Origin of the sequence: Kordia sp. SMS9 (assembly GCF_003352465.1) — a bacterium.
Classification (GTDB): Bacteria; Bacteroidota; Bacteroidia; order Flavobacteriales; family Flavobacteriaceae; genus Kordia.
The window spans coordinates 4,847,929-4,867,085 of record NZ_CP031153.1; the positions used below are offsets into that span (position 1 = coordinate 4,847,929).

14 protein-coding genes and 3 tRNA genes are annotated in these 19,157 nt (G+C 33.9%); 6 read left to right on the top strand and 11 right to left on the bottom strand.

Annotated elements, in window-relative coordinates:
• Nucleotides 1-54 precede the first annotated feature (54 nt).
• The 3 genes from KORDIASMS9_RS20540 to KORDIASMS9_RS20550 all read right to left on the bottom strand — a co-directional run bounded on the left by KORDIASMS9_RS20540 (nt 55) and on the right by KORDIASMS9_RS20550 (nt 3,677).
• Complete coding sequence (locus KORDIASMS9_RS20540) at nt 55-3,048, bottom strand: DEAD/DEAH box helicase family protein (protein ID WP_114904658.1); 2,994 nt, start codon at nt 3,046-3,048, stop codon at nt 55-57.
• 70 nt (nt 3,049-3,118) lie between these two features.
• Nucleotides 3,119-3,424, bottom strand: a complete 306-nt coding sequence (locus KORDIASMS9_RS20545; RefSeq protein WP_114904659.1) for a hypothetical protein — start codon at nt 3,422-3,424, stop codon at nt 3,119-3,121.
• Between the two features lie 7 nt (nt 3,425-3,431).
• The gene (locus tag KORDIASMS9_RS20550; RefSeq protein WP_114904660.1) at nt 3,432-3,677 is read right to left on the bottom strand and encodes a hypothetical protein; all 246 of its coding nucleotides are present in this window, start codon (nt 3,675-3,677) and stop codon (nt 3,432-3,434) included.
• Nucleotides 3,678-3,980: 303 nt separating this feature from the next.
• Between KORDIASMS9_RS20550 and KORDIASMS9_RS20555 the strand changes: the two genes are divergently transcribed.
• Nucleotides 3,981-4,457, top strand: coding sequence for a DUF6155 family protein (locus KORDIASMS9_RS20555; RefSeq protein ID WP_114904661.1), 477 nt, complete (start codon nt 3,981-3,983; stop codon nt 4,455-4,457).
• A 149-nt stretch (nt 4,458-4,606) separates the two neighbouring features.
• Here the strand turns inward: KORDIASMS9_RS20555 and KORDIASMS9_RS20560 are convergent.
• The 4 genes from KORDIASMS9_RS20560 to KORDIASMS9_RS20575 form a co-directional block, all read right to left on the bottom strand.
• Nucleotides 4,607-4,680, bottom strand: a tRNA-Arg gene (locus KORDIASMS9_RS20560).
• 182 nt (nt 4,681-4,862) lie between these two features.
• Nucleotides 4,863-4,937, bottom strand: a tRNA-Pro gene (locus KORDIASMS9_RS20565).
• 140 nt (nt 4,938-5,077) lie between these two features.
• A tRNA-Ser gene (locus KORDIASMS9_RS20570) sits at nt 5,078-5,159 on the bottom strand.
• A 150-nt stretch (nt 5,160-5,309) separates the two neighbouring features.
• Nucleotides 5,310-7,403 (bottom strand): HD family phosphohydrolase, encoded by a 2,094-nt coding sequence (locus KORDIASMS9_RS20575; RefSeq protein ID WP_114904662.1) that lies wholly within the window; start codon nt 7,401-7,403, stop codon nt 5,310-5,312.
• A 221-nt stretch (nt 7,404-7,624) separates the two neighbouring features.
• On the opposite strand from KORDIASMS9_RS20575, the gene KORDIASMS9_RS20580 reads away from it, so the two are divergent.
• On the top strand, nt 7,625-8,803 hold the full coding sequence (locus KORDIASMS9_RS20580; protein ID WP_114904663.1) for an acetyl-CoA C-acyltransferase: 1,179 nt from the start codon (nt 7,625-7,627) through the stop codon (nt 8,801-8,803).
• Nucleotides 8,804-8,837: 34 nt separating this feature from the next.
• Nucleotides 8,838-9,584 (top strand): C40 family peptidase, encoded by a 747-nt coding sequence (locus KORDIASMS9_RS20585; protein WP_114904664.1) that lies wholly within the window; start codon nt 8,838-8,840, stop codon nt 9,582-9,584.
• 90 nt (nt 9,585-9,674) lie between these two features.
• Here the strand turns inward: KORDIASMS9_RS20585 and KORDIASMS9_RS20590 are convergent, their stop codons facing one another.
• Both KORDIASMS9_RS20590 and gyrA read right to left on the bottom strand, forming a co-directional pair.
• On the bottom strand, nt 9,675-10,958 hold the full coding sequence (locus tag KORDIASMS9_RS20590; RefSeq protein ID WP_114904665.1) for a tetratricopeptide repeat protein: 1,284 nt from the start codon (nt 10,956-10,958) through the stop codon (nt 9,675-9,677).
• Between the two features lie 40 nt (nt 10,959-10,998).
• A complete protein-coding gene (gene gyrA / locus KORDIASMS9_RS20595; RefSeq protein WP_114904666.1) occupies nt 10,999-13,539 on the bottom strand; it encodes a DNA gyrase subunit A in 2,541 nt (846 codons plus the stop codon).
• A gap of 258 nt (nt 13,540-13,797) precedes the next feature.
• Between gyrA and KORDIASMS9_RS20600 the strand changes: the two genes are divergently transcribed.
• The 3 genes from KORDIASMS9_RS20600 (at nt 13,798) to KORDIASMS9_RS20610 (ending at nt 17,478) form a co-directional block, all read left to right on the top strand.
• Nucleotides 13,798-16,353 (top strand): ATP-dependent Clp protease ATP-binding subunit, encoded by a 2,556-nt coding sequence (locus KORDIASMS9_RS20600; protein WP_114904667.1) that lies wholly within the window; start codon nt 13,798-13,800, stop codon nt 16,351-16,353.
• Between the two features lie 186 nt (nt 16,354-16,539).
• Nucleotides 16,540-16,965 (top strand): STAS/SEC14 domain-containing protein, encoded by a 426-nt coding sequence (locus KORDIASMS9_RS20605; protein WP_114904668.1) that lies wholly within the window; start codon nt 16,540-16,542, stop codon nt 16,963-16,965.
• Between the two features lie 120 nt (nt 16,966-17,085).
• A complete protein-coding gene (locus tag KORDIASMS9_RS20610) occupies nt 17,086-17,478 on the top strand; it encodes an STAS/SEC14 domain-containing protein (protein ID WP_114904669.1) in 393 nt (130 codons plus the stop codon).
• A 161-nt stretch (nt 17,479-17,639) separates the two neighbouring features.
• On the opposite strand, the gene KORDIASMS9_RS20615 is transcribed toward KORDIASMS9_RS20610, so the two are convergent.
• Together KORDIASMS9_RS20615 and KORDIASMS9_RS23495 are read right to left on the bottom strand one after the other, a co-directional pair.
• Complete coding sequence (locus KORDIASMS9_RS20615; RefSeq protein ID WP_114904670.1) at nt 17,640-18,848, bottom strand: hypothetical protein; 1,209 nt, start codon at nt 18,846-18,848, stop codon at nt 17,640-17,642.
• Nucleotides 18,849-18,922: 74 nt separating this feature from the next.
• Nucleotides 18,923-19,075 (bottom strand): hypothetical protein, encoded by a 153-nt coding sequence (locus KORDIASMS9_RS23495; RefSeq protein WP_162820085.1) that lies wholly within the window; start codon nt 19,073-19,075, stop codon nt 18,923-18,925.
• Nucleotides 19,076-19,157: the final 82 nt, after the last annotated feature.

The window sequence follows — 19,157 nt, forward strand, 5'->3', positions numbered from 1 at the left end:
ACTGTTTAATGTTTCTCAACTTTGATTTAGGCTAGAATTGATTTTATTCAAATTTTAAATCAACCGTTCTTCCAAAGCATTTTTCCATTTATAGAATCCTTTTTTGTCTTCACTATAATCATGAATAACTTTACTGAAATTATCATTTTTAGTTTCCAAAAAAGATTGACGGCCATTATTACGAATCCAATTCAGTTTTTTATTTATTGATTCTAATTGCTTCTTAAAATGAAAGTTATTTTTGGGAAGATGCCAAACATAAGTCGCTTCTTTAGTATCTAAGGTTTCCAAAACTATATGATATTTGTGTTCACCTTCTAATAAAAAAACAAATGAAAATGGATATAGTACAAATCTGATTTTTAGTTTTTTGTATTGATGATATCTTGACAAATAAAATAACTGTTTATGATGAACAAATTTACTGTTTTTTAAAAGGCTTTTTAAGAGATTCTCTTCTGAACCAAATAAAGAGTCAATTGATTTAGAAGTTTTTTCTACTATATCATCACTTTTATACTTTTTGCTCTTACTAAATTGTTGTTCAACAAATTGAAATTTTATACTATCTATAATTTCTTTATTTATACGATTAATATCTTCTGAAGTAGCTATTTGAGAAACAATCAATCCATTTTCTAATCCAATTTGAATGTGTACTGTAATAGATTTAGAGCTTAGAATTTTGGAAAAATATGGTTTTAATACTTCAAATTCAGGCTGCATCTCTTCATTTTCGATTTCTAATTGTAGTAATGTTTCATTTGATAATTTATACGAAAAACAAACCATACCATAGTGAAAGTCTAGATCATTAATAGCAACTTTAATGAACTTATCAATATCATTGTTTAGATTCATTTTTGACTCTAAACTTTCTTTAAAGTCATCAAATAGTGTAGCTTGTCGATCAAGATTTCGATAATAGCTATTCCGTTTTAAAAATAGTTTGTTTAGATACGGAATATGTTTGTCTCGATAATCATAAATTACAGGTGTTAATTCAGACCGTTGGACTCTTCCAATATATTGAATTAACTTGCCTTTAAATGCAAAAGGATAGACTAAAAATAGACAAGATATACTTTGAATATCAACTCCTTCACCGAAAAATTGACCTGTGGTTATGATAGCTTGAAAGTCACCTTTTTCAATACTGTTCCATTTTAAAGTTCTTAAAGCAGAGCTATCTTCTCCTGAGATAGGAATAGTTTCATATTGACTTTTTAGATATTGACAAAGTACTAGGACATGCTCTTTTCGTTCTGTGATAAGTACCACCTTTCTACCATTATTTAACTCATGTCGAACATCATTTAATATGAGTTTGTTTCTTTCAGAATCATGGATGAGTATTTTTGAAAGTGTTTCAAATCGATCTGTTTTAGAATTAAAAGGAATATTCAAATGCGTATCTCGAATTACAATTCTAGCCTTTTTATAATTATCAATATCTTGAGGTTTTATCTCTGAAATGATATTACCTAAATACACAAAAAGTAGTTTTTCGTCATTGTTTTTACGAAAAGGAGTGGCTGTCAATCCGTATTGGTAATATGGTGAAAGTTTGTGAACAACTTCACGAAAAGATTTCGCAGGAATATGATGACATTCGTCTATAATGATTGTTCCAAAAGCAGATGTTAATAGATTATCTTCATCAGTCAGTTTTTTTCCTAAAGTCTGAATTAATGCAACAGTAATGTGTTTTCCGATTTTTATTTTTCCTTGACCAATTTTCCCGATCTCTCTTTTTGGAATACCAAAAAAAGTTTCAATTCTACTGATCCATTGTTCTGCTATCTGTTTCCGATGCGTAATAATTAATGCTGGTTGCTTCTTGTGTTCTATAATTTTTAAGCCAATAATTGTTTTTCCAGAACCAGGTGGGGCTACAATAATTCCAAAATCTTTTTTTAATGCTATTTCTAATGGAGGATGTTGATGTTTCAATAATTGAATTGAAGATAAGAATTCAACATTTTTTAGACGTTTTCTTTGATCTATAAATTCATATTCAACACCTTGTTGTTTACAAAAACGAATCAAATTTCCTACAAATCCTCTTGGAATTTCTATAGCATTTTCAGTTTCATCAATAAGCTTAAAATAACGATCCGTCTTCCAAGTACTTCTTCCTGTTTTCTTTTTTATTGCATAATCAGCATTGAAAAAATTTAGGTTTTCTTTGAGGAAATTGATTACTGCGGGAGCTAAACCATTTCGATTAATGACAATACTATTCTTTAGTGCGAATTCTAATTTTCCAAAATTTGTAACACTAACATTAAAATCACTTTTATTGTCTTTTTTTTTAAATGTCTTTTTAAAAATTGAATCCAGAGAAACAGTAGAAATTTTTTTAATGGTTTTCAAAAATCCCCATTGATCTTCATAAGGTGTAAATGTATTAATACTTATAAAACAAGAGTTTCCATTTTGTAAAGCCTGTCCTTGAAAGGGAAGTGCTATAAGATTTCCTAACCCTTTACCTGATAAATAATCTTGATTTGGAAATAATCGATCAAAACTTGTATTTCTATCAAATACAGAGAAAATTCCTGCTTGTTCAAAAAGTTTCAATATGATTTTTCTACTTTTAATAGCAGCATAAGGTTCTTCAAAAAATATCCACACATGCCCACCATTTCCCGAACGAGAACGTTCTAAATACGCTGGAATATTATTTTTGTTGCAGACTTCAATAGCTTTTCTAGATTGTTCTTGCCAACCACCTTTATCAAAATCAGCAACAATAAACCATGAAGTATTATTTTTCAAAAGTGGATATATTCCAATATATTTTTCTCCCTTTAGATGTTTAGAGAGATTCAAATTATCTAATCTAACATAGGTTTTATCTTTGTAGTCTTTAAAAGTTCCGCCTCTTTGCTTGTGAAGACGATACATATAAGGATCATAAGAATACGCTGGAGTATAACCACTTTTATTGCCTTTCTCCCATCGTAATGCAAATACATCTTCACGCCCTTTAAATAAAGAACGAAAGAGATTTAGCAAATCTGTATTTCCATCATTACTTTCCAATATGTTTATTGTATATGACTAAATATATGGAATTAGTTTGTATGGAAAAAGATAAATTAAAATCCTGAAATTAAATATTTAAAAATTCTTTTAACTCTTTCGGATTATCTTTATTATTCCAAAATAGCAGTAGTTCTATGGTTTGAGTATCTTCAAAAGCATCAAAATACAATGTTGTTTGTTTGGAGATTACAAATGAGCGTAAATTTGTTTTCTGTGATACTTTACCTTCAATTATTCCTGACTCCAATTTTTTAACAAAATCATCAACTAAATTCATAAAGTCCATAATTTCATTAACTGACCATTTTTTATTGATTTTGTCTAATTCTTTTGCGTATGATAATTCAGCAGTTGGTGTCCATATAACATTCATAAGCGTATTAAGCTATATCATATTTCTTTCGAAAATCATCCATTACTTCTTTATGTGAGCGTGTCTTACCTTGACGAGCTTGATCTCTACTTTCCATAAGAATTTCTTGAATTTCTTTAGGGAGTTCGTCATAGAAATCAGTAGTCTCTTGTTCAGAATACGTTTTATGCAATGCACTTACCATTCGTAAAAACCGTTCATCTGACGAGTTAATAATTTCAATTATTTTATTTCTTAATTCAATTGCTCCCATGATACATGAATTGATATACTGTCAAATATAAACAAATTATGGCATATTTAATAAAGATAAAATACATTCAAAAATTCTCATATTGAATGTTCTATATATTTTTTAAGATAGAATTCAAATATTGAATTACTCATTTAAGTGGAATTGTTTAAAACGAAATACCAATTATTTGAATAATTCATTATTAATATCGCTTTCCTCATGAAAATTTTAACGAATTTTATATTTTGTTGATATTTGATAATTTAATTATTGAAATAAAAAATACAATAAACGAGCGATATTAAAAATTTATTTACTTACATGGGATTAAGAGATTTAAAAAAAGAACTTCATAAAATGGACAAATCTGAAATGATTAAACTCATATCAGAAATGTACTCAAAGATTCCGTCTGCCAAAGAATTTCTAGATGTTTTTTCTGGAATGAAAATAGAAACTCTTATTGAAAAATATAAAAAGGAAATTGAGCGGTATGTTTTTCCAAGTGGAAGAGAAATGATCTTACGAGAAACAGAGGCTAGGAAAATAATACGAACTGTGCGCAAAATGAAAATCACGGAACTAAACGTTGAACTGGAATTGTATTATGTAGAATGTTGTTTAGAGATAATTCAAGATTTCGGGTATTCTGACGAGAATTATTACATATCTATTGAAAAAATGTTTGATAGTGCTATAAAAGGAATATCAGAAATTGGCGCAGAGAAAAAATATAAACGTAGAATCAATGACATACTTAGTGTAGCCAGTGAGTTTGGAATAGACTTTTATTATTAGAAAATTCACAGAAACCTTTAGAATACTTTAGTCACTCTAAAATTCTAACCTGTAAATTATTAGAAACCAAAAGCTTATATAAAACTATCCGTTCGGGTATAAAACAAAAAACCTGTAATTTAAAACATTACAGGTTTTTACAGTTTTAGTGATCGCGACAGGATTCGAACCTGTGACCGTCTGCTTAGAAGGCAGATGCTCTATCCAGCTGAGCTACGCGACCGGACCGAGTGCTAAGAAAATGTCTGGTAGACATTTTTAACGAGAGTGCCAGCATGCGCGTGGACTTAATTCTCTTTACTCTATTTTTTTGTAAGTGGCAGGACTATTTCATGATCCTAAATAAGTTTGTAACAAATTAAAATGAACTTTAATTTGAAATAAAACTTACTACTCTTTTATTTGTCGGGGTGGCAGGATTCGAACCTGCGACCTCCGCGTCCCAAACGCGGCGCGATAACCGGGCTACGCTACACCCCGAAAAATTTTTAATTCGTAGTGTAGTTTATCTCGAGCTATGTCGAGAGGCTACACCCCGAAAAATTTTAAATTCGTAGTGTAGTTTATTTCAAATAGAATTGAAAACTACACCTTGAAACAGTAATGTAATTCAAAAAAAGCGGAGAGACTGGGATTCGAACCCAGGCATCCCTAAGGATGACAGCTTAGCAGGCTGCTGCATTACCACTCTGCCACCTCTCCAATATTCTTGATGAATTAAGAACTTACACAATTGTGAAATTGCGGTTGCAAATGTAACTGTTCATTTTGTATGAAGCAACTATTTCTGCACTTTTTTAGTCTTTTTTGACTATTTTTTTTACAATAATTTAATTTTCAATTGACTACCTATTATTCTGGATATTCAATTCGTAAATGATAGATATTGTTAAGCTTCTTTTTTAAGACTTTTTTAATGGTTACAATTTCTTTTAAAGTGATATCCGCATTCATAAATTGCAACTCGTCCATTTGCTTGTCTATGATTCGCTCTACGAAATCGTCTATTTTTTGTGAAGTCGGTTCTTTTAAACTTTTAGAAGCCGCTTCTACCGAATCTGCCATCATTAAAATTGCCGTTTCTTTCGAGAACGGAATCGGTCCTGGATATTGAAATTTTTCTATAGAAACGTCTTCGTCAATTTCTTTGGCTTTTTGATAGAAGTAATACACTGTAGAAGTTCCGTGATGCGTTCTGATGAAATCTATAATTCTATCGGGCAATTTGTTGCTTTTTGCGATTTCAATTCCGTCCAACACATGATCAATGATGGTTTTTGCACTTTCGTCAGGCGCTAATTCGTCATGTGGATTTACGGAAGTTGCCTGATTTTCTATAAAAAACGTCGGATTGTTCATTTTTCCAATGTCATGATACAACGCTCCTACTCTCACTAACATTGTGTTGGCACCAATTTCACTTGCTGCCGCTTCCGCGAGATTTGCCACTTGTAAGGAATGATGAAAAGTTCCTGGTGCCTCATTAGCAAGTCGCTTCAAAAGTTTAGAATTGGTGTCTGAAAGCTCCAACAACGACACATCTGACACGAGTCCAAAAATCTTTTCATAAATATAAATAAGCGGTTGCACAAATAACGTTGCCAATCCGCAAAGGGCAAATTGCATAAAGTATACCCAAATTATGTGTAAATCTCCCGATTCATTCATACTGAAAACTTCTGAAAATTTGATACCACCTTCATGCGTGATGTAAAATGCAAAATACGCTACGATATAAATCAACGTGATCTGTCCGACAGAAATAAATAGATTCGCACGCTTATACAGTTCAGAAACGGTTAAAATGGTTACAATTCCAGCAATGATCTGTAAAAAGATATATTCCGAACTATTCGGCACAATAAATCCTAGTAATAACACCGTAAGCACGTGCGCAAACAAGCCCAATCTGGCATCAAAGAATGCTTTTAGAATGAGCGGCAAAATACACAACGGTACTACATATACATATTTGGTATTGTATTTTACAATCAGCGTTGTCAACACAATCATAAAGACAATATTCATAAAAATGAACGTGACTTTATTGTTGTTTTCATAGATTTCGGGACGGTATTTTCGGATGAACAACAACAACATCATCAACGCAAGCGCTACTAAAATGATGTAACCAAACACTATCCAATTGTAATTGGATTCATTCCAAACTTGCGATTCGTATTCTTTTTTGAGGGAAGCTAACTGTTCTAATTTTAACCCTTCCACAACTTCACCTTTGGCAATAATTCGAATGCCTTTTTGAACGTTACCACGTGTGGGAGAAATACTGTTCAACTCCGCTGCCAACACCGAATTAGTATAGTCTTGGTTTGCCTTAACATTTGGTTCAATAATTTCAAAAAAGAGATTGTACAACAGCGTTTCATAACTTTCCAACGCGGTTCTTTCTACAAACTCTTTGATATTGTCTTGAAGCGTATTAAGTTTGATAAAACTGTTGTAACTCACAATGCCTTTTTCTACATTGTCTTCCATCAGCACGACTAATTTGTCAAAATTGGACTCGTCAACCGTAGCAATGACGCCGTTTCTGTAAAAATTATCAAGCAACTGACCTGTTTTACGTTTCAAACTGTCAAATGCTTCTTTATCAATAACACTGTCTAATGAAAAGAGTTTATCAAATTGCTCATCAAAGTCGTTTTTTACTTTAGCAAAAACCTCACTATCATATTCATAATAGGTTTTTGCATTGTTGGTGAGTTGTATTTTTTCAGCTTCTAGTTCTTCGGATGATTTGATAATAGGAAAATCAAACTGCGCAATTAAAGTTTCATACTGCCAAGGTTTTCCTTTTTGAAACTCATACTGAAACTTTCCCCCTTTCGGGAAAAGATATACTACTAAAACTGTGGTAAGAATGTGTAATAGTAGTTTATATAGAAACGATTGATTTTTATATAATTTAGTGATGAGCTGCTTCATTAAACGAATATAGGTAATATGTAAAAGTAATCAAACTTCGTACAACTTAATATTTGGGGTTATCGTTTTTTGATGTTTGGAAAGAAGTGATTGCCGTGTGTAATTTTTTGTTCTTAAACTTGTCACAAAAATCATTAGCTTTTATTGCTTAATTGATAATTTATACGGAATTCTTCTAAAAAATAATTAAATTCGCAGCTATTAAACCATACGCAAAAATCATGAGTAAAAAAGTTGTTATTGTTGCAGCTGCTAGAACTCCTATCGGAAGTTTTTTAGGCGCATTATCCACGATACCTGCTCCAAAGTTGGGAGCTACAGCCATCAAAGGCGCTTTGGCGCAAATAAATTTGGCTCCCGAACATGTTGAAGAAGTAATTATGGGAAATGTTGTACAAGCTGGTACAGGACAAGCTCCTGCAAGACAAGCCGCTATTTTTGCTGGAATTCCCGATACAGTTCCTTGTACTACGGTAAATAAAGTATGTGCTTCTGGAATGAAAGCTGTCATGCAAGCAGCACAAGCTATTGCTTTAGGTGATGCTGCTATTGTAGTTGCTGGAGGAATGGAAAACATGAGTTTAATTCCACATTACTACCACGCAAGAAAAGCGACAAAATTTGGTCCTGCCAAGATGGAAGATGGAATGCAGCGTGATGGTTTGGTAGATGTGTATGACAATGTTGCCATGGGCGTTTGTGCAGATGCATGCGCCACAGAATACGAATTTTCAAGGGAAGACCAAGACGCGTTTGCAATTCAGTCGTACGAGCGTTCTGCAAAAGCGTGGGCAGATGGGAAGTTTGCAAACGAAGTGGTTCCTGTGGAAGTTCCACAACGAAGAGGTGAGCCGATTGTTGTCAATGAAGATGAAGAGTACAAAAACGTAAAAATGGAAAAGATTCCTAATTTACGAGCTGCCTTTACCAAAGATGGTACGGTAACTGCTGCCAATGCTTCCACGATTAATGACGGTGCTGGAGCCATGGTATTGATGAGTGCTGAAAAAGCTGCTGAACTAGGATTGACACCTTTAGCAACTGTAAAAGGATACGCAGATGCAGCACATGAGCCAAAATGGTTTACAACAGCGCCTGCAAAAGCATTACCAAAAGCGTTGGCGAAAGCAGATATAAGCATGGATGAGGTGGATTATTTTGAATTTAACGAAGCATTTTCTGTGGTTGGACTGGCGAATATGAAAATTTTAGGACTTTCTGACGATAAGGTAAATGTAAATGGTGGCGCGGTTTCTTTAGGACATCCGCTTGGTTGTTCTGGAGTGCGAATTTTGATTACATTGCTTAGTGTATTGGAACAAAATAATGCAAAAATTGGAGCGGCAGCAATCTGTAATGGTGGCGGTGGCGCTTCTGCATTTGTTATAGAAAGAGCTTAATTTTCCCATGCTAAAAAACACCGAATTTTAATCCATGCAATACGGAATTTGCAATTTGAGTATTGTTCCGCTTCGTGCAGAACCAACCGATACGAGTGAACTTGTATCGCAAGTACTATATGGAGAACATTTTAAAGTATTGGAGCAACGCAAAAAATGGAGTCGCATTCGCATTGCGTTTGACACTTATGAAGGTTGGATTGACAATAAACAGTACCTAGAAATTACCGAAGACATCTATAAAGAAAAAGACAAAGAGGAGCTAATTTTATCTTCCGATTTGGTAGAATTTGTTACGGATGAATCGCTCTTAATGCCCATTCCGATTGGTTCTGTTTTAAATTCACTGGAATTTCTTTCGCACCAACATGATGGAAATACCGTAAGCGGAATTATTTCCAAAGAGAATATTATTAAAACTTCGTATATGTATTTGGGCGCTCCGTATTTGTGGGGTGGAAAAACACCTTTCGGAATCGATTGTTCAGGATTTACCCAAATGGTGTATAAGCTGAATGGTTATCAACTTTTGCGTGATGCTTCTCAGCAAGCTACACAAGGAGAAGCGTTAAGTTTTATAGAAGAAAGTGAACCTGGTGATTTGGCATTTTTTGACAATGAAGAAGGCACTATTATTCATGTGGGAATCATTATGGAGGATAATTATATCATTCACGCACACGGAAAAGTTCGGATAGATCGTATTGATCATTCAGGAATTTTTAATGTAGAGACACATCGACACACGCACAGACTTCGTGTGATTAAAAAGATTATTTAGTTCTTCTAAAAAAGTTCTAAATACATATAAAAATTACAACATAAAAAAACCTCGCAAATTGCGAGGTTTTTAGTTTTTACACGTTAAGAATTACTGTCCTAACTCTGCTAATTTAGCTTTTACTTGTTTGAATTTTTCATCTTCACCTAAGAAAGAATACAATCCTTTTAATTGCTTTAAGATGCCAACATCGTCTGGTACACTTACAATGATTCCTTCTAATATTGATAGTGATTCTTTGTATAATGAAATTTGTTGTTTTTGGAACTCTTCAAACTTCTTATTATCCGCAGAAGAATTTCCTAATTCATTCATCTTATCAACTACTTCAGAAGCTTCATCTAAATATGTTTTGGATAAGTTTACTGCTGCATTTACATAGCCTGGATCTAGCTCCAATACTTTTCTGTACGCTGCTCTCGCTTCTTCTACATCGCCATTTTCACCACTGATTACTCCAATATTGTAATACGAATCTACATCGTTTGGATTTTTGGTAATAATCTCTTTCATGATTTCTTTAAACTTAGCTGTATCGCCCATTTTGTAGTAGATATTTCCTTTGGTCAATAACAAAGAAGGATCGTCTGGACTCACTTTGATTGCGTCTTCTACTGCCGCTAAGGCTTTTTCATTATCACCAACATGATTGGTATAAATCCAAGAAATATTTTTTACGATTTCTGGTAATCTTGATTTCGTTTTTTCTTGTGTAGGACTTGCATGTGATTTAGATCTAACAGATAAATCTCTAATGTTTTTGTCTTGGAAAGGTTCTTTTTTTCCTGTGGCTACATTGATGGCAAAATACTTTGTTTTTACTCCCGTATATTCCATGTCTTTTAAGTCTTCATAATACTTTAACGCAGTATTATAATCCTTTCCTGAGATTGAATTGGAAGCAGCAAAGTAAAGTAAGTCTTTATTTTCTGGCTGTAAGGTGTACGCCGTATGTAAAAGACTTGATGCATTCGCATTATCTTTAGCATTTTGAGCCGCAATTGCTTTGTCTACCAATTTACCAACCATGGTTTGTAAATTTGGTTTCGCTTCTTTCGTATACTCAAATTTCTTTTGCTCTTTTTCAAATGCTAGTAACTTGTTATAAGCTTCACCTGCAGTTTTTAAAGAAGCGTCCGCGTCCATTCCTTTATCAGCTAAATTCTGGTACGTTTTACCTTTTAAAAAGTAATATTTTGCTTTGTATTTAGCTTCAGCGCTTTCAATTGTTCCAGAAAGTCCTTCCAAAATGCTTTTTGCTTCAGTAGGATTCTCTTTTTTCAATGCTTTCTCAGCGGCTTTTAATTCTTTCTTTTGTGCAAAAGAAAAGGCTGTCATCAACAGTGCTGAAAAAATTAAAATGGTTTTCTTCATTTTGTAAATGTTTAAAATAATTGAGGTTTTTTATTTGTTATTATTCTTGTGATTCTTGCTCACTACTGTTATCCATATCAACTGCCGTGCCATTTTCTGGAGTGTCAATATTTTCAGCATCTTCTATTACATCTTCATCTTCTTGCTCGTTGCGAACTTTGGCAACTGCAGCAATAGAATCTTTTCCTTTAATATTGATCAATCGAACACCTTGAGTCGCTCTTCCCATAACTCTTAAATCAGCAACTGCCATACGAATTGCAATTCCTGATTTGTTGATAATCATCAAACCGTCTTCATCCGTTACGTTTTTAATCGCTACTAATTGTCCCGTTTTTTCAGTCACAGAAATGGTCTTCACTCCTTTTCCGCCACGATTGGTAATTCGGTAATCTTCTAAGCTAGATCGTTTTCCATATCCGTTTTCAGAAACTACTAAGATATTGCTTTCCATATCGTTTACAGCAACCATACCTACAACTTCATCGTTGTCATCTGCAAGCCTGATTCCACGAACTCCAGAAGCATTTCTTCCCATTGGGCGCGTTTTTTCTTCTTCAAAACGAATGGCTTTCCCCGATTTTACAGCCAACATTACTTGACTGTTTCCAGTGGTTAACTTCGCTTCTAGCAATTCGTCACCATCTTTAATGGTAATTGCATTGATACCATTGGTACGCGGACGTGAATACTGTTCTAAAGGCGTTTTCTTCACTTGCCCTTTTTTCGTAGCCATAATCACATAATGATTATTGATGTATTCTTCGTCTTTTAGGTTTTGCGTACAGATAAATGCTTTTACCTTATCATCTTTTTCAATATTGATTAAGTTCTGAATCGCTCTACCTTTCGATGTTTTGCTTCCTTCTGGAATTTCATATACACGCATCCAGAAACATTTTCCTCTTTGCGTAAAGAATAACATATATTGGTGATTGGTTCCAACAAATAAATGCTCTAAGAAATCCTCATTTCGTGTCGCACTTCCTTTTTGTCCAACACCACCACGGTTTTGTTTTTTGTATTCTGTTAACGAAGTACGTTTAATGTATCCTGCATGTGAAATGGTAATCACTACTTTTTCATCCGGAATTAAATCTTCAATACTTACATCGCCACCTGCATATTCGATCATTGAACGACGTTCGTCTCCGTATTTATCTTTGATGACTGCCAATTCTTCTTTAATGATGTCCATTCTTCTTGACTTGTTTGCCAAAATATCACGGTAATCTTCAATACTTTTCATGATGTCATCATACTCTGCACGCAACTTGTCTTGTTCCAGGCCTGTTAACTGGCGTAATCGCATTTCCACAATCGCCTTCGCTTGAATTTCTGTCAATTCAAAACGTTTGATCAAGTTGTTACGCGCATCTTCCGCATTTTGCGAACCACGAATAATGGCAATTACCTCATCAATATTATCAGAAGCAATAATTAATCCTTCTAAAATATGGGCGCGTTCTTCAGCTTTTTTAAGCTCATATTGCGTTCTACGTGTTACGACTTCATGTCTGTGTTCCACAAAGTGATGAATCATTTCTTTCAGATTCAACAATTGTGGACGTCCATGAACTAATGCAATATTATTTACACTAAAAGACGACTGTAATGCAGTGTACTTATATAATTTATTTAAAACGATGTTTGGAATTGCGTCACGTTTCAAAATGTACACAATGCGCATTCCTTTTCTATCTGATTCATCACGAATCGAAGAAATACCATCAATCTTTTTATCATTAATCAAATCGGCAGTTTTCTTAATCATGTCTGCCTTGTTGACTTGATATGGAATTTCAGTAACAATGATACATTCTCTTCCTTGCACTTCTTCCATAACGGCTTTTCCACGCATGACAACTCGTCCGCGTCCTGTTTTAAACGCTTCACGTACGCCATCATATCCATAAATGATTCCACCTGTTGGGAAATCGGGTGCTTTTACGTGCTGAATTAATTCATCAATTTCAATGTCATTATTATCAATATACGCGTGAATTCCGTCTATGACTTCCGACAAATTGTGTGGTGGCATATTCGTTGCCATACCTACTGCAATCCCTGAAGCTCCATTAATTAGTAAGCCAGGAACACGAGTTGGTAATACTGTTGGTTCCTTTAACGTATCGTCAAAATTTAGGGAATGGTCTACGGTGTCTTTATCAATATCTGCCAACATATCATCGGATATCTTGCGCATTCTTGCTTCCGTATAACGCATTGCTGCAGGACTATCACCATCAATAGATCCGAAGTTTCCTTGTCCGTCTACCAACATATAACGCAGACTCCATTCTTGCGCCATACGCACCATAGCGTCGTATACAGAGGTGTCACCATGCGGGTGATACTTTCCTAATACTTCACCTACGATTCTTGCAGATTTTTTATGAGCGGAACTGGATCTCACTCCAAGTTCGTGCATTCCGAACAATACTCTTCGGTGAACGGGTTTCATACCATCTCTTACATCTGGAAGTGCACGTGACACAATGACTGACATCGAGTAATCGATGTAAGCAGACTTCATCTCATCTTCAATATTAATGGGGATTAACTTTTCTCCTTCTGCCATGTATTTTTAGTTTTAATATTTCGAGTTTTACAAATCGAGCCAATATACAACATTTACTAGTATTCAGCGAGGGTTTTAGAGGGCATTTTAACGTTTTTTTATTAACAATTTTTGATAAGTTTTTTACATTATTACGTCTTATTCTTTGAAATGAATAATTTTTTTCATGAATTGCGTTAAATATGCTGACATAGCGGAACAATTTTTGTATTATTCAGTTTGAAGTAGTAATTTTAATGTCGAAAGGAAATAATATATATGGATGATAATTTCTCCCCAAGGGTAAAGGATGTAATAGCCTACAGCAAGGAAGAAGCATTGCGTCTCGGCCATGATTTCATTGGCACAGAACATTTAATGCTCGGACTTCTTCGTGACGGAAGCGGCAAAGCCATCAACATTTTAAACGCATTAGATGTCGATTTGACACATTTGCGTCGAAAAGTTGAGATTTTGAGTCCTGCCAACCCCAATGTGGCAGTCGCACCAAACGAAAAGCGCAATTTACACCTAACCAGACAAGCAGAGAGGGCACTCAAAACTACATTTTTAGAAGCCAAACTTTTTCAAAGTTCTTCTATCAATACCGCACATTTATTATTGTGCATTTTACGAAACGAAAACGATCCTACAACGAAACTATTGAATAAGTTGAAAGTGGATTATGATAATGTTAAAGAGCAATTTAAGTATATGATAACAAATGACGATGATTATATAGACACGCCGCGTTCAGAATCATTCTCGGACGATAATGGCGGTTCGCAAGAATCTTCTAAAGAAAATCCGTTTGGATCTTCTAATTCAGGAGGAAAAGTAAACAAAAAGTCCAAAACACCAGTACTCGACAATTTCGGAAGAGATTTGACAGCGCTGGCAGAAGAAGGAAAATTAGATCCTGTGGTTGGACGTGAAAAGGAAATAGAACGTGTTTCTCAAATTTTGAGTAGACGTAAAAAGAATAATCCAATTTTAATTGGAGAACCGGGTGTTGGTAAATCTGCCATTGCCGAAGGTTTGGCTAATAGAATTATAAAACGTAAAGTGTCTCGTATTCTTTTTAATAAAAGAGTCGTAACGTTAGATTTGGCAAGCTTAGTCGCTGGTACAAAATACAGAGGTCAGTTTGAAGAGCGCATGAAAGCCGTGATGAACGAACTAGAAAAGAATGATGATATTATTCTCTTCATTGATGAAATTCACACCATCGTGGGCGCAGGTGGCGCAACAGGAAGCTTAGACGCCTCTAACATGTTTAAACCAGCGTTGGCAAGAGGTGAGCTGCAATGTATTGGAGCCACTACGCTAGATGAATACAGACAACATATTGAAAAAGATGGCGCTTTAGAACGACGTTTCCAAAAAGTAGTGGTACAACCGACTACGGTAGAGGAAACCATCGAAATTCTAGAGAACATCAAAGATAAATATGAAGAACATCACAATGTAAGCTATACACCTGAAGCCATTAAAGCATGTGTTTCGTTGACCAATAGATACATGACAGATCGTTTTCTTCCAGACAAGGCCATTGATGCTTTAGATGAAGCAGGATCAAGAGTGCATATTACAAATATTGACGTGCCAAAGCAGATTTTAGACCTAGAACGCCAATTAGAAGAAGTGCGTGAATTGAAAAATTCTGTCGTGAAAAAGCAGAAATATGAAGAAGCTGCCAAATTGAGAGACGACGAAAAACGTTTGGAAAAAGAATTGGCAATTTCGCAAGAAAAATGGGAAGAAGAATCCAAACAACATAAAGAAACCGTAAGCGAAGACAATGTCGCGGATGTCGTTTCCATGATGACTGGAATTCCTGTAAATAGAATTGCACAAACAGAAAGTAACAAATTAGCACAACTTCCTGAGTTAATCAAAGGAAAAGTAATTGGACAAGATGAAGCGGTTGGAAAAGTTGTAAAAGCGATTCAGCGTAACCGTGCTGGACTAAAAGATCCAAATAAGCCAATTGGTTCATTTATTTTCTTAGGACAAACTGGAGTTGGTAAAACACAGTTGGCAAAGGTATTAGCTCGTGAGTTATTTGATTCTGAAGATACTTTGATCAGGATTGACATGAGTGAATACATGGAAAAATTTGCTATTTCTCGTTTGGTTGGTGCACCTCCAGGATACGTTGGTTATGAAGAAGGCGGACAATTAACGGAGAAAGTTCGTAGAAAACCGTATGCAGTTGTATTGCTTGATGAAGTTGAAAAAGCGCATCCAGATGTATTTAACATGATGCTACAAGTATTGGACGACGGTTATTTAACGGATAGTTTAGGAAGAAAGATTGACTTTAGAAATACGATCATCATTATGACATCGAATATCGGTGCACGTAAGTTGAAAGATTTTGGAGCTGGAGTTGGCTTTGGAACGAGTGCTCAAAAATCGCAAGCAGACGATCATGCCAGAGGTGTTATTGAAAATGCGTTAAAGAAAGCATTTGCGCCTGAATTCTTAAATAGAATTGACGATGTTGTCATCTTTAATACGCTTGAGCGCGAACATATTCACAAAATCATTGATATTGAAATCGCAAAGTTGTATTCAAGAATCCAAGGTTTAGGATACGATTTACGATTAAGTGACAAAGCAAAAGACTACATCGCTGATAAAGGTTTTGACAAGCAATATGGTGCAAGACCGTTAAAAAGAGCCATTCAAAAATATATTGAAGACGCTTTAGCCGAAGAGATTATTACGGCAAAAATTCATGAAGGAGATAAAATCTTTATGGATTTAGACGAAGACAATGATGAGTTAACTATTAAGATTGAAAAAGCAGAAAAGCCTACTGAATCTTAATAAATTGATCCTCAAATGCATAAAAAATCCTGCTTTTTCGAAAGCAGGATTTTCTTTTTTTACCTGTTTTCGTGTCATTTACAGATAAAAAATGGTAGTTTATCCAAAAAAAATAGTAACTATGTAGTATAAAATACTTTTGCCACTACGCTTTATATTTTAGCCCTAAAATAAACTACCACCACCATGAATATCATTGGAAAAAAATTAAGAAATGTATATAATTTCAAAAAAGGAAATTTATACTTGTATGACGACCTTGTTATAGGAGAGGTTGACGAGGGCGTTCATGTATCGAGCGAAACATTAATCTCTTTTTTCGAGTTTTTTCATGAAAATTATTCAAAACCTTTTGGGTATATTTCATTCCGAAAAAACTCCTACTCTATTGATCCGCAAATTTATTCTATGCTTCCTGAAAATAATTTATTGAAAGGAATTGCCATTGTCTCTAATCAAAAATTCTCATCATTAAATGCGAAAGTAGAAAAAGGACTCTACAAAGGACGTTGTGAATTATTTACCACAATTGATGCCGCAGTGAATTGGTTGGATACTATAATGCCGCTTCAGAATGAAAATGCTGACATTTCAGATAATTCAACTATATAAGCCAAATAATTACAATTTCATTAACAAGAAAAAACACTGACACTTGTTATTTTTGCGCAGTTCATCTATTTTTTTGGTAGGTAGAAGATAAAAACACTATATTGAATAAAAGCAATAAAAGTGCGCGTAGCCAACGAAAATAATAATTCATACATTAAAAAATATACTTTGCAAATTGGTAAAGTAGAAATTTATGAAAACTACATGGTTGCACAACTAAATGAAGGCATTACTCTTAATCTTGAAACAGTTGCCGAAATCATTCTAATTGCCAACAAACACTTTCCTACGGAACCTTTTGCCTACATTACCATTCGAAAAAACTCCTATGCCGTTGATCCGATGTTGTATTTAAAAGTCTTTGAAATAGAAAACCTAAAAGCCATCGCGATTGTTTCTAGTAAATTTATCGACAATCATAATGTAAAGATTGAAAAGCACTTTTTTAATAAACCTATGCGTGTATTTAAAACTTTAGAAGAAGCGATTACTTGGTCAAAAACGTATCTTTAATATTTTAAGGTTGAATTGCTTCGCCATGTAAACTCTTTGATGCAGTCATTTACAAATCTAAAATCGTACATCTGAAATCAAAGTTTTACTTCGGTAAGCTCAATAGAACTATCAAGAAATACTAGAAAACTGTAAGTTATTATTTAAAATTTTCATTCTCTTTAAACAAAAAGAGGTTTAAATACGATGGAGTCTCTCAAGCTACTTACCGTGTTCATAAATTGATTTTTTTCTTCAGAATTCAGATCATCACTACTTAGAATATTTTGGGTAATATTGTCATGCTTTTCTGTAGATAAAATCCTTTCAAAATATTTTTGAATAGCCTTCTTAAAAGACGCGCTCGAAGCTTCTACTTCTGGTGTCAATATAGCTTTATACAGTAATTTTACAGACTTTTCAATTCCATCTTCGTTTGGAAAAATAGTTTGAATCAGTGTGCAAAATTCATGGATTGATTCTGTTGTATATAATACTCCAAATAAAACTCTCAGTTCAAAATCTTCAATATTTAACCGAATATCTTTAAACAACTCATCTCTAGCAACACCTTCAGAAAACAATATATACTTTTCTAAAATTCGTTTGTCAATACTATATTTTTCATTTTTGATATGTTCGATGATATCAAAATTATTATGAATTCTAATTAATTTTTGGATTAAAGATAGTACGGTACTTGGATCTTCATTTTCAATAAAGTCATTGATAATACTAAAATACTTTTTTTCATTTTTTAACGTACGTTGCAATCCTAACCATTTCACCAATTGAGGAGTATCTTTTCTCGTAGAGAAATTAGAATATGCTATACCAGACATTTTATTATAATCTGTAGTAATTTCATCATAAGGAAATTTTTCCTTGTTATTGGTGCGGACACTTAAGCTTACACAAGGATGATCAATATGCCACAAACCATGTATATAGGCTTTTCCTGGAAATACTGGAACAGCATCTCCCTGTAAAAGGATTTCTCGCTTTTTAGTTGAGAGCGTTCCAAACTTTAAATTGGCTCCAAATGATTCTTCTTCTTCAAAATTATAAATTGAATGAATGATGGTACCTTTTAGATTCATAAAAAAACCACTCCATACATGATGATGAGGTGTTCCTATGTCACGATCCCAAATATGCAAGTACATTGCCAATAGCGGAGTTTGCGCTATTTTTATAACTCCTAACGCTGGATGCGTATCATATTTCGTAAGCTGATGGTGAAAATTAGATATTAATAATTCATCAATCTTTTGATGGATCTTAAATTGATTGATAGTATGAATTCCTATAGATGGTAATACATCTAATTTATAGTGATTTCTTTTCCATTCATGTTCAATTTTGTTGAGAATACTAGTAAACTCTTTCATTGTGCAAAGAATAAAAATACGAGGTGTTAAAGCATTACAACACTTCTACACCTCGCATCATAAATAGATTACGATTAATCCATGTCTTCATCCCAAGGTCCTGTAGGATCATGATAGCATCCACCTTTGATGTTTTTTTCTTTGATAGCATTTGATTTGAAAGCTATCACATTTGCGTTTTTTTTAAAGTAATCACTTTTGTTACTTTCGTTACTTTTTTTTAACATAATAATTTGTTTTATGATTAATGAAGCTTTAATATACGTATTTTTTTACATATTTAAGATTCTTCTGTAGTTAAATTGAACA

Coding starts and splice junctions, on each gene's coding strand:
- KORDIASMS9_RS20545 (WP_114904659.1), bottom strand. CDS start 3,424: ATGAATGTTATATGGACACCAACTGCTGAATTATCATACGCAAAAGAA.
- KORDIASMS9_RS20615 (WP_114904670.1), bottom strand. CDS start 18,848: ATGAAAGAGTTTACTAGTATTCTCAACAAAATTGAACATGAATGGAAA.
- KORDIASMS9_RS20580 (WP_114904663.1), top strand. CDS start 7,625: ATGAGTAAAAAAGTTGTTATTGTTGCAGCTGCTAGAACTCCTATCGGA.
- KORDIASMS9_RS20585 (WP_114904664.1), top strand. CDS start 8,838: ATGCAATACGGAATTTGCAATTTGAGTATTGTTCCGCTTCGTGCAGAA.
- KORDIASMS9_RS20550 (WP_114904660.1), bottom strand. CDS start 3,677: ATGGGAGCAATTGAATTAAGAAATAAAATAATTGAAATTATTAACTCG.
- KORDIASMS9_RS20605 (WP_114904668.1), top strand. CDS start 16,540: ATGAATATCATTGGAAAAAAATTAAGAAATGTATATAATTTCAAAAAA.
- KORDIASMS9_RS20600 (WP_114904667.1), top strand. CDS start 13,798: ATGGATGATAATTTCTCCCCAAGGGTAAAGGATGTAATAGCCTACAGC.
- KORDIASMS9_RS20555 (WP_114904661.1), top strand. CDS start 3,981: ATGGGATTAAGAGATTTAAAAAAAGAACTTCATAAAATGGACAAATCT.
- KORDIASMS9_RS23495 (WP_162820085.1), bottom strand. CDS start 19,075: ATGTTAAAAAAAAGTAACGAAAGTAACAAAAGTGATTACTTTAAAAAA.
- KORDIASMS9_RS20590 (WP_114904665.1), bottom strand. CDS start 10,958: ATGAAGAAAACCATTTTAATTTTTTCAGCACTGTTGATGACAGCCTTT.
- KORDIASMS9_RS20575 (WP_114904662.1), bottom strand. CDS start 7,403: ATGAAGCAGCTCATCACTAAATTATATAAAAATCAATCGTTTCTATAT.
- gyrA (WP_114904666.1), bottom strand. CDS start 13,539: ATGGCAGAAGGAGAAAAGTTAATCCCCATTAATATTGAAGATGAGATG.